At 69.1% G+C, this 10,405-nt stretch carries 6 protein-coding genes; 4 read left to right on the top strand and 2 right to left on the bottom strand.

Annotated elements, in window-relative coordinates; translation table 11 throughout:
* Positions 1-87 precede the first annotated feature (87 nt).
* Positions 88-510 (bottom strand): DUF6188 family protein, encoded by a 423-nt coding sequence (locus tag VGE49_RS12510; RefSeq protein WP_331034873.1) that lies wholly within the window; start codon positions 508-510, stop codon positions 88-90.
* Positions 511-580: 70 nt separating this feature from the next.
* Complete coding sequence (locus tag VGE49_RS12505) at positions 581-2,098, bottom strand: helicase HerA-like domain-containing protein (protein WP_331034872.1); 1,518 nt, start codon at positions 2,096-2,098, stop codon at positions 581-583.
* Between the two features lie 118 nt (positions 2,099-2,216).
* Here VGE49_RS12505 and VGE49_RS12500 point away from each other — a divergent pair, with 118 nt between their 5' ends.
* The 4 genes from VGE49_RS12500 to VGE49_RS12485 all read left to right on the top strand — a co-directional run bounded on the left by VGE49_RS12500 (position 2,217) and on the right by VGE49_RS12485 (position 10,033).
* Positions 2,217-3,380 carry an AI-2E family transporter gene (locus VGE49_RS12500; protein ID WP_331034871.1) on the top strand — a complete coding sequence of 388 codons (1,164 nt, stop codon included), beginning with the start codon at positions 2,217-2,219 and terminating at the stop codon, positions 3,378-3,380.
* A gap of 406 nt (positions 3,381-3,786) precedes the next feature.
* Complete coding sequence (locus VGE49_RS12495) at positions 3,787-8,646, top strand: NAD-glutamate dehydrogenase (RefSeq protein ID WP_331034870.1); 4,860 nt, start codon at positions 3,787-3,789, stop codon at positions 8,644-8,646.
* A 191-nt stretch (positions 8,647-8,837) separates the two neighbouring features.
* On the top strand, positions 8,838-9,305 hold the full coding sequence (locus VGE49_RS12490) for a universal stress protein (protein WP_331034869.1): 468 nt from the start codon (positions 8,838-8,840) through the stop codon (positions 9,303-9,305).
* 170 nt (positions 9,306-9,475) lie between these two features.
* Positions 9,476-10,033 carry a NifU family protein gene (locus VGE49_RS12485; protein WP_331034874.1) on the top strand — a complete coding sequence of 186 codons (558 nt, stop codon included), beginning with the start codon at positions 9,476-9,478 and terminating at the stop codon, positions 10,031-10,033.
* The last annotated feature ends 372 nt before the right edge of the window (positions 10,034-10,405 follow it).

Genomic DNA, 10,405 nt, shown 5'->3' with positions numbered 1-10,405 from the left:
GGTGCGTCATCCGCTCAGGATGTGGCGGCTGACGCCGAAAGGGTAAGGCGGGGAGGTCAGCGTCTGCCTTCGTCCCATAGGCGACACTCAGAAGCAGGCGAGGCTACCGCCCCCCATCGCGATAATGGTTACGGCGTTACCATCCTGGTTGAAGCTTCCCTGCCAGCATTCGTAGCCGGCGGAATTATTGAGTAGATCGAGGCGAAGGCCGTTCGAGAACCGCAGGCACAGGTCGGCGGTAACGCGGTCCACTGTCGCAGAGGACACGGTTGCCCCGGCGAGGAGATTGTTCGCGTTGGCCTCGGCATCGACGGGGGCAGGCAAGCCAAATCCCTGCCCGTCGTCCTCGTCCGTAAGCGCGATGCCGTCGGCTGAGACTAGCCGCCAGTGACAACCAACGGCCAAGCCCACGTTGTCACGGAGGTCGAACGCCCAGTCTGCCTCGCGGCGTTCGACGCGGCAGGACCGGCCAACAATCGCTGCTTCAAAGGCGAGTGCGAGATCGTCCATACCGCGTCTCCAGAAGGGAGCGGCAGGCTACTATCTGATAGGTCCGCTTCCCACCCTTTGCTGACTCTCTCTACCGTCGCTTCAGGCTGCCCAGGACGCCGCGCAGCAGTTCGCGGGTGATGGTCGAGCCGGCGGTGCGCAGGACGGACTTGGTCAGGGCCTCCATCGGCGTCTGTCGGGACGAGGCGCGGGGGCGCGGGGCGGCGCGCTCTCGGGCCGGCGCGGGGGCGGAACGGGCGGCCTTCTCCGCCGCCTTGGCCTGGGCTGAGGCGGCGGCGGTTTCGGCCTCGATGCGCTCGGCCTGGGCGCGGCGGGCCTTCAGCACCTCTTCGGCGGACTCGCGGTCGATCGCCGTGTCATAGGTCCCGCGCACCGGGCTGGCGGCCATGACGGCGGCGCGCTCGGCCTCGGTGGCGGGGCCGAGGCGCGAGTCCGGCGGACGGATCTTCGTCTGGGCCACCACGGTCGGGGCGCCCTTGTCGTCGAGGGTCGAGACCAGGGCCTCGCCCACGCCCAGGGCCTGGATGGCCTCGGCGGTGTCGAAGGCGGGGTTGGCGCGGAAGCTCTGGGCCGCGGCGCGCAGGCCCTTCTGTTCGGCGGGGGTGTAGGCGCGCAGGGCGTGCTGCACCCGGTTGCCCAGTTGAGCCAGGACGGTGTCGGGAATGTCGGCCGGGTTCTGGGTGACGAAATAGACCCCGACCCCCTTGGAGCGGATCAGGCGCACCACCTGCTCGACCTTTTCCAGCAGGCCCTTGGGCGCGTCGTTGAACAGCAGGTGGGCCTCGTCGAAGAAGAAGACCAGACGCGGCTTCTCCGGATCGCCGATCTCGGGCAACTGCTCGAACAGCTCGGACAGCAGCCACAGCAGGAAGGCGGCGTACAGGCGCGGGCTGTTCATCAGCCGGGTGGAATCCAGCACATTGACCTGACCCCGCCCGTCCAGCGAGGTGCGCATCATGTCCTCCAGCCGCAGGGCCGGCTCGCCGAAGAAGGCGGCCCCGCCCTGCTGCTCCAGTTGCAGCAGGGCGCGCTGGATGGCGGCGATCGAGGTGGGCGAGACGTTTCCGACCTCGCGGCCGATGGTCTGGGCGTTCTCGCCGACATAGGCCAGAAGCGCGCGCAGGTCCTCGAGGTCGAGCAGCAGCAGGCCCTCCTTGTCGGCGACGTGGAAGGCCACGCTTAGGACCCCTTCCTGCACGTCGTTCAGCTCCAGCATCCGGGCCAGCAGCACCGGGCCGACGTCGGAGACCGTGGCGCGGATCGGATGGCCCTTCTGGCCGTACAGGTCCCAGAAGACGACGGGCGCCGCCTTGCCGGTCAGGGTCAGCCCCATCTTGCCGGCGCGCTCGGCGAACTTCTGGATGTCGCCCGCCTGGCTGATGCCCGACAGATCGCCCTTCACGTCGGCGCAGAAGACCGGGACGCCCGCGTCGGAAAAGCCCTGGGCCATGATCTGCAGCGTCACCGTCTTGCCGGTGCCGGTGGCGCCGGCCACGACGCCGTGGCGGTTGGCGCGCTTGAACAGCAGGTTCTCGGCGACGCCCTCGAAGGACTGACCGAGGAAGAGGGCGGCGGGGGCGTCGGTCATTCAGGTCGTCTCCAGCAGGCTCTCGCCATGCTTAGCCGACGGGGGCGAGGCCGCAAGGCGGAACCGTGCGGCTTTACAGCGATTGACGCTGTCCCCGACGCCCCCGACAGTCCCGCCCATGAAACTGCCCATCTCGGTTCCGACCTCCTCGGTCGCGCGCAACGCCCTGGTCCTGATCGCCGTCGTGGCGGGCGGGGCGGCGCTCTACTGGCTGCGGGACATCCTGACGCCCCTGGCCATGGCCATCTTCCTGATGATCATGATCGACGGGGTGAAGCGGGCCATCGAGCACCGCACCCCGGTGCCGTCGCGCTTCGCCGGGGCGGCGGCCCTGATCGTGGTGGTGCTGGGCTTCCTGCTGTCCATCTGGATCATCGTCGACGGGGCGGCGGGCTTCTTCACCGACGCTTCGGGGGCGTCGGCCAGCATCGGGCCGCGCCTGGACCACATCATCGCCGACGTCAGCGGCCTGGTGGGCGTGTCGGACCCGCCGACGCTGAACGAACTGATCGCGGGCATCGACCTGCGCGGCTGGCTGACCCAGGCGGCGCTGCAGGCCCAGGGCGTGGCCTCGGGCGCCTTCTTCGTCATGGTCTATTTGGGCTTCCTGCTGGCCTCGCAGGCGGGCTTCAGGAAGAAGGTCGTCGCCATGTTCCCCGACCGCGGCGCCCGCAACGAGGCGCTGGAGGTGTTCAATCGGGTGCGCGGCGGGGTCGAGGGCTATCTGTGGGTCCAGGCCGTGACCGGGGCCCTGATCTGCCTGGTGGCCTGGATTCTGATGCGGGCCGTGGGGCTGCAGAACGCGGAGTTCTGGACCTTCGTCATCTTCATCGTCGGCTTTATTCCGGTTCTGGGCGGCGCCATCGCCGGCTGCGCCCCGCCCCTGTTCGCCCTGGTCCAGTTCGAGAGCTACTGGCCGGCCCTGATCCTGCTGGTGGGCCTGCAGACCCTGCTGTTCGTGGTCGGCAACATGATTCAGCCGCGGATGCAGGGCGACAATCAGAACATCGATCCGGTGGTGGTCCTGCTGGCCCTGGCCCTGTGGGGCAAGATGTGGGGCGTGCCGGGCATGTTCCTGTCCACCCCCCTGGCGGTCATGGCCATGGCCATTCTGGCGGAGTTCAAGGGCTCGCGCTGGATGGCGGTGCTGCTGTCCGGCGACGGCGAGCCCTATGCGCCGCGCAGGGGCGGCGCGGACAAGGGGCGTTCCGCCGCCGACGGGTTCAAGCGTTGGCTGGGGCGCGGCAAGCGGTCGCATGAAAATGACGCGAACGAAGACTGATCCTGCCCTTGATCCGCCATATCTGGCGACTATCTACCCAACCAGACGACGCGGCCCCCCTCCCCCTCCCGGCCGCGAAGTCCAGAGGACCGGCGCTCCCTCCCCCTCCTGCGCCGGACCCGAGCAGGCCGTCGAGCGTTCGCGTTCGACGGCCTTGTTCGTTTTCAGCCCCTGTTTGACTAGGACGGCTCGCCTGATCCGGGCGAAATTGGGGCGGTTGTTGTCGCGAATGCGGCTTCGACGACCAGAATTCTCTCAACAGTGGGCCTCCGGCGCAACATGGTGCGCTGCACACTGAAATTCAGGGTGTTCGCCGCCCTGGGCGGCCTAGCCAGTTTCGCCAGCGGCGCTAAGGTGTCGCGGTCAAATCCCTGCGGCCTCAGGCCGTGCTGTTCGAGACTTCACCATGTCCGCCGCTCCGCGCACAGTTTCCGCCACCCCAGCAGTTCTGGAGGCGCTGGAGGCGGCCTATGCGCGGATTGTCGACGGCCCGCCGGGCGCCGCTGAAAAGTCGCTGCTGGCCCAGGCTTTCGACGACTACGCCGCCGACGAGGCGCCGGAGCTGGGCGGCGACGACCTGGCGGTTCTGCTGGCCCAGGTCTGGCGCTCGGCCCAGGCCCGCGAGGCGGGCGAACCGGCCCGCGTCACCGTCGGGCCCCTGGCCGGCGCCGACGGCGCCCAGACGGGTTACGACAGCGTCCTGATCCTGCAGGACGACGCCCCCTTCCTGGTCGACAGCGTCCTGGGCGAACTGGCCGACGCCGGCGTCACCGTGCGCGCCCTCTTCCACCCGATCGTCGAGATCGAGGCGGGCCGCCGCGACTCCCTGATCATCGCCGTCATCGATCCCCTGCCGCAGGAGCGCCGCGACGTCCTGGGCGAGGGCCTGGCCCAGGCCCTGGCCGACGTGCGCGCCGCGGTTTCGGACCACGGCGCCATGGTCCAGCTGATGCGCGACGCGGTCGAGCAGTTGGAGACCGCGCCGCCCGCGGCCATCGACCCCGCCGTCCTGGAAGAGAACATCGCCTTCCTGCGCTGGGCCAAGAGCGATCATTTCGTCTTCCTGGGCGCCCGCGACTACGCCTATCCGCGCAGCGCCGACGGCGGCTACGCCCCCGAGGCGCCGCTGGAAGTCTCGGATCAGGGCCTTGGCGTCCTGGGCGATCCCGAGCGCCGCGTCCTGCGCCGCGCCTCGGAGCCGGCGGTCCTGACCAAGGCCATGCAGCGCCAGCTGGACCTCAGCGAGCCGGTGACGGTGGCCAAGGCCAACATCCGCTCGCGCGTCCATCGCCGGGCCTACATGGACTACGTCGGGGTCAAGCGTTACGGCGCGGACGGCAAGGCCTCGGGCGAGACCCGCTTCGTCGGCCTGTTCACCGCCGAGGCCTATGACAAGATGGCCAAGGAGGTGCCGCTGATCCGGCGCAAGGTCGCCAATGCGCTGGAACGCGCCGGCAAGGCCCCGGGCAGCCACAACTACAAGCGTCTGAAGAACATCCTCGAGAACTACCCGCGCGACGAGCTGTTCCAGATCAGCGAGGACGAGCTGCTGGATACGGCGCTCGGCATCCTGCACCTCTATGACCGCCCGCGCATCCGCCTGTTCACGCGCCGCGATCCGTTCGACCGCTTCGTCTCGGTGCTGTGCTTCATCCCGCGCGAACGTTTCGACGCCGGTCTGCGCCAGCGCATCGGCGGCATCCTGGCCAAGGCCTGGGGCGGGCGAGTCTCGGCCTGGTATCCGCAGCTGACGGACCAGCCGCTCACGCGTGTCCACTACATCATCGGCGTCGAGCCGGGCGCGCACCTGAACCCCGATCCCAAGGCCCTGGAGGCCGAGGTGGCCGAGGCCGGCCGCAGCTGGATCGACCGCATCGAAACCGCCCTGCGCGCCGCCGAGGTGGACGAGGTCGCCGTCGGCCCGACCAGCGCCAAATGGGCCGAGGGCTTCGGCGTCGCCTATCGCGACCGCTATGACGCCGCCGAGGCCGTGGCCGATCTGGAGCAGTTCGACCGCCTGAACGACGGCACGGCCGGCGACGGCGTTCATTCCGAGCCGGTGGCGGTCCGCGCCTTCCGCACGGCGGACGAGACCTCGCTGCAGTTCCGCTTCAAGCTGTATCGTCGCGGCTCGGCCGTGCCGCTCTCCGACGTCCTGCCGATCCTGGCCGACATGGGCCTGAAGACGCTGGAAGAGTCGGATCACGTGGTCCGTCCCGTGGGCGACGCCCCCATATTCGTCCACGACTTCCTGCTGGAAGATCCGCGGGGCGAGAGCCTGACCTTCGCCGACATCAAGGCCCCGTTCGAGGCCGCCTTCTCGGCGGTCTGGACCGGCCGCACCGAGAGCGACGGCTTCAACCGCCTGGTGCTGGAGCTGGGCGTCGACTGGCGCGAGGCGGCCCTGATCCGCACCCTGGCCCGCTATCGCCAGCAGACCGGCCTGGACCCGTCGCAGGCGGTGCAGGAAGCGGCCCTGCGCGAGTATCCGACCGTGGCCCGGGCCATCCTGTCGCTGTTCAAGGCCAAGTTCGATCCGGCCCACGGCGGTTCGGTCGCCGAACGCGAGGCCCTGGTCGCCGAGCTGAACGACAAGATCATCGCCCTGCTGCAGGACGTGAAGAGCCTGGATCACGACCGGGTGCTGCGCCGCATCGCCCTGCTGATCGGCGCCATCAAGCGCACCAACTTCTACCAGGTGGACGCCGAGGGGACTCCCAAGGCGCACATCTCGATCAAGATCGCCTCGCGCGAGCTTGAGGACCTGCCCCTGCCCAAGCCCTTCCGCGAGATCTTCGTCTGGGCCCCGCACATCGAGGGCGTCCACCTGCGCTTCGGCCCGGTGGCGCGCGGCGGCCTGCGCTGGTCGGACCGCCGCGACGACTTCCGCACCGAGGTCCTGGGTCTGGTGAAGGCCCAGCAGGTCAAGAACTCGGTCATCGTGCCGGTCGGCTCCAAGGGCGGCTTCTATCCCAAGCAGCTGCCGGTCGGCGGCGACCGCGACGCCATCCAGGCCGAGGCCGTCCGCGCCTACAAGACCTTCCTGTCCGGCCTGCTGGACATCACCGACAACATCGTCGGCGAGGGCGCTCCGGTGCGCCCGGCGAACGTCGTGGCCTGGGAGGGCGACGACCCCTATCTGGTCGTGGCCGCCGACAAGGGCACGGCGACCTTCTCGGACATCGCCAACGGCGTGAGCCAGTCCTACGGCTTCTGGCTGGACGACGCCTTCGCCTCGGGCGGTTCGGCCGGCTACGACCACAAGGAGATGGGCATCACGGCGCGCGGCGCCTGGGAGGCGGTCAAGCGCCACTTCCGCGAGATGGGCAAGGACATCCAGTCCGAGCCCTTCACCGTGGTCGGCGTCGGCGACATGTCCGGCGACGTCTTCGGCAACGGCATGCTGCTGTCCAAGGCGATCAAGCTGGTCGCCGCCTTCGATCACCGCGACATCTTCATCGATCCGAACCCTGACACGGCCAAGTCGTGGGCCGAGCGTCAGCGTCTGTTCGAAACCCCCCGCACCAGCTGGCAGGACTATGACAAGAGCCTGATCTCGGAAGGCGGCGGCGTCTTCTCGCGCTCGGCCAAGACCATCGCCCTGACGCCGCAGATCAAGGCGCTGCTGGACATCGAGGCCGACAGCGTCGATCCGACTGCGCTGATGCAGGCCATCCTCAAGGCGCGCGCCGAGCTGCTCTACTTCGGCGGCATCGGCACCTACATCAAGGGCGCGGGCGAGACCAACGCCCAGGCCGGCGACAAGGCCAACGACGCCATCCGCATCAACGGCGGCGACGTGCGGGCCTCGGTCCTCGGCGAAGGCGCCAACCTGGGCGCGACCCAGCTGGGCCGCATCGAGGCGGCGCGCGCGGGCATGCGTCTGAACACCGACGCCATCGACAACTCGGCCGGCGTGGATTCCTCCGACCACGAGGTGAACATCAAGATCCTCACCGGCGGGGCCATCGCTTCGGGCCATCTGAAGGCCGAGGACCGCAACGCCCTGCTCAAGTCGATGACCGACGAGGTCGGCCTCAAGGTCCTGGCGCACAACTACGACCAGACCCTGGCCCTGACCCTGCAACAGGCCGAGGGCGCCGAGGCGCTGGACGCCCAGCAGGCCTTCATGCAGCACCTGACCGCCCTGGGTAAGCTGAACCGCGCGGTGGAATACCTGCCTGACGACGCCCGCATGGCCGAGATGAAGCTGCAGGGCGCGGCCCTGACCCGTCCCGAACTGGCGGTGCTGACGGCCTATTCCAAGCTGGAGCTGTTCGACGAGATCGTCGGCTCCTCGGCGCCGGACGACGCCTTCTTCGAGCGCCTGCTGGTGCACTACTTCCCGGCCCCGCTGGCGCAGTTCGAGGAGGACATGAAGGGCCACCGCCTGCGTCGCGACATCATCGCCACCGTGCTGTCGAACGAGATCGTCAACATGGCCGGGCCGACCTTCCCCGACCGCTTGCGGGCGGCGGCGGAATGCGACACCGCCGCCATGGTCACGGCCTTTGAAACGGCGCGCCAGGTCTTCCGTCTGGATCAGGCCTGGAGCGCCGTCTCGGCCCTGGACCTCAAGATCCCGGCCGAGGCCCAGACGGCTCTCTATCGCGAGATCGCCAAGGTCCTGCGTCGCCAGACCTACTGGCTGGCCCGCCGCGCCGCCCGCACGGAAACCACGGTCGGCGGCATGATCGCCGCCTATCAACCCGCCGCCGACGCCCTGCGCGCCGCTGGTCCTGCAGTGCTGTCGCGCTTCGAGCAGCAGCAGTTCGAGGCCCGCGTCGCCACCTTCGTCGGCCTGGGCGCGCCGGAAGATCTGGCCCGCGACATCGCCCTGCTGCGGCCCATGGTGGCCACGGCCGACATCGGCGATCTGGCGAATGAACTGGACTGGAGCGCGCCGGCCATGGCGCGTCTCTATCACCAGGTCGGCGCGGCCTTCGACTTCGACCGCCTGCGCGTGGCGGCCGGTTCGATCCCGTCGGGCGATCACTTCGACCGTTTGGCCGTCCGTCGCCTGATCCAGGACCTGATGGCCGAACAGCAGCAGCTGACCCGCGCCGTGGCCCAGGCCTCGGTCGAGGCGGCGGGCGCCAGCGAGGAAGCCGCCGAAAAGGCCGTCGACGCCTGGATCGGAGGCCGCATGGGTCAGGTCGAATCCCTGCGCGCTGCGGTGGACGAGATCGAGACCTCGGGCGCGGGCTGGACCTTCGCCAAGCTGACCATCGCCAACGGGGCTATTCGTGAAGTCTTGGGAAGCTAAGAGCGCTTCCCAAGGGCGCTACGCTCGGCTCGCGGAGCCTCGCTACTTGAGCGCATGATCGCACGCTTCGGCGTCGGTTCAGGGCCCGCTCGTTTCGTCGTTCTCGGCGAGACGGGCGGGTCTTGGCGTTTGGGGCGGCTTGGCGTTAGGTGGTCGCCGCTGTTCAGAGATCCGCAAGGCCGGAAGATCCCATGCCCAGGAAGTTTCTTGTCGTCGTCGACGACAGCCCCGAGTTCGGCGCGGCCCTGGGCTACGCCGCCCGCCGGGCCAAATCGACCGGCGGCCGCGTCGTCCTGCTGCGGGCCCTGCCCGGCGGCTCGGACGAGCATTGGTCCGGCGTCCGCGACGAAATCCGTCGCCAGCAGCGTGAAGAGGCCGAGGCCCTGCTGACCCGTCTTGGCGAAGACGCCGCCGAGAAATCCGGCGCCCCCCCGATCTTCATCATCGAGGAAGGCGACCCCCAGGGCGCCATCCGCAAGACCGTCGGCGCCGATCCCGACATCAAGATCCTGGTCCTGGCCGCCGGCTCCGGATCGCGCGGTCCCGGCCCCCTGGTCTCGGCGGTGCTGAAACAGGGCGGCGCCTTCACCGGCCGCAAGCTGCCCGTGACCATCGTCCCGGGCGAGCTGACCGAAGCGGATATCGAAGATCTGGCGTGACGCCAGAGGGCGCTATCGCAAGCCGCGCGGCGGCTTGCTGCTTGAGCGAGTTTCAGGGTCGCCATCGCTCGACTCGCGGAGCCGAGCAGCTGAGCGACGATGACGTTTCGTAGGCTTAATGCGACATCTGGGGTCTTGAAGACGGCGCCGTGGGAGCGCATCTCCCGGCCATGTTCATCCAGACCGAACCCACGCCGAACCCCCATGTCCTGAAATTCCTGCCGGGCCGCGACGTGGCGCCGGAAGGCGTGCTGGAATACCGCACCATCGACGAGGCGGCCGCCTCGCCCCTGGCCGAGGCCCTGTTCGAGCTGGAGGGCGTCGAGGGCGTCTTCTTCGGCGCCGACTATGTCTCGGTGACGCGCGGGGTTCAGGCTCCGGACTGGAGCGCGATGAAGGCGCCCATCCTGTCGGTCATCATGGATCATTTCGTCTCGGGCGCGCCGTTGACGCGCGACGCCCCGGCGACGGTCGAGGACGCCGGCGAGGACACCGAGATCGTGGCCGAGATCAAGGGGCTGCTGGACAGCCGCATCCGCCCGGCCGTGGCCCAGGACGGCGGCGACATCCTGTTCGACCATTTCGACGAGGAAACCGGGGTCCTGCGTCTGCGCATGCGCGGCGCCTGCTCGGGCTGCCCCTCCTCCTCCGCCACGCTCAAGGCGGGCGTGGAACAGATGATGCGCCATTACATCCCCGAAGTGACCAGCGTCGAGCAGGTCATTTAAGCAAGGGGCGCTATCGCTCGCGACGCGGTCGCGCGCTGCTTGAGCGCATTTTCGGGCGCTATCGCTCGCCGCGCGGCGGCTCACTGTTTGAGCGCGCGCGAAGCGCCAGGCCGCGTCGGGTCGGGAGGTCCCGAAGGGCCGACGACCGCGGCCCAGCATAAAGCCGCGTCGGGTCGAGAAGGCGGAGCCGTCTGACCGCGGCCTGACCAAGAAGCCCGCGGCCCGCCAAGATGTTTCACATGAAACACTATCGTCCGAACGGGCCGTGGGGCATGATCGCCGCATGGCCCGTTTCACATCCGATGATGACGCCGGAGCCGAGGGGCGCGCCCTCGGCGAAGCCCTGTCCGCCCTGCGCCGCGAACGCGGCCT

Source organism: Brevundimonas sp. (assembly GCF_036405315.1).
In the GTDB taxonomy this organism is placed as follows: Bacteria; Pseudomonadota; Alphaproteobacteria; order Caulobacterales; family Caulobacteraceae; genus Brevundimonas.
Note: the sequence above shows the minus strand (reverse complement) of the source record. Positions and strands in the feature narration are given on the sequence as shown.

What these genes read in the sequence shown, in the direction of transcription:
- VGE49_RS12485 (WP_331034874.1), top strand. Translation starts at nt 9,476, where the DNA reads ATGTTCATCCAGACCGAACCCACGCCGAACCCCCATGTCCTGAAATTC.
- VGE49_RS12505 (WP_331034872.1), bottom strand. Translation starts at nt 2,098, where the DNA reads ATGACCGACGCCCCCGCCGCCCTCTTCCTCGGTCAGTCCTTCGAGGGC.
- VGE49_RS12510 (WP_331034873.1), bottom strand. Translation starts at nt 510, where the DNA reads ATGGACGATCTCGCACTCGCCTTTGAAGCAGCGATTGTTGGCCGGTCC.
- VGE49_RS12495 (WP_331034870.1), top strand. Translation starts at nt 3,787, where the DNA reads ATGTCCGCCGCTCCGCGCACAGTTTCCGCCACCCCAGCAGTTCTGGAG.
- VGE49_RS12490 (WP_331034869.1), top strand. Translation starts at nt 8,838, where the DNA reads ATGCCCAGGAAGTTTCTTGTCGTCGTCGACGACAGCCCCGAGTTCGGC.
- VGE49_RS12500 (WP_331034871.1), top strand. Translation starts at nt 2,217, where the DNA reads ATGAAACTGCCCATCTCGGTTCCGACCTCCTCGGTCGCGCGCAACGCC.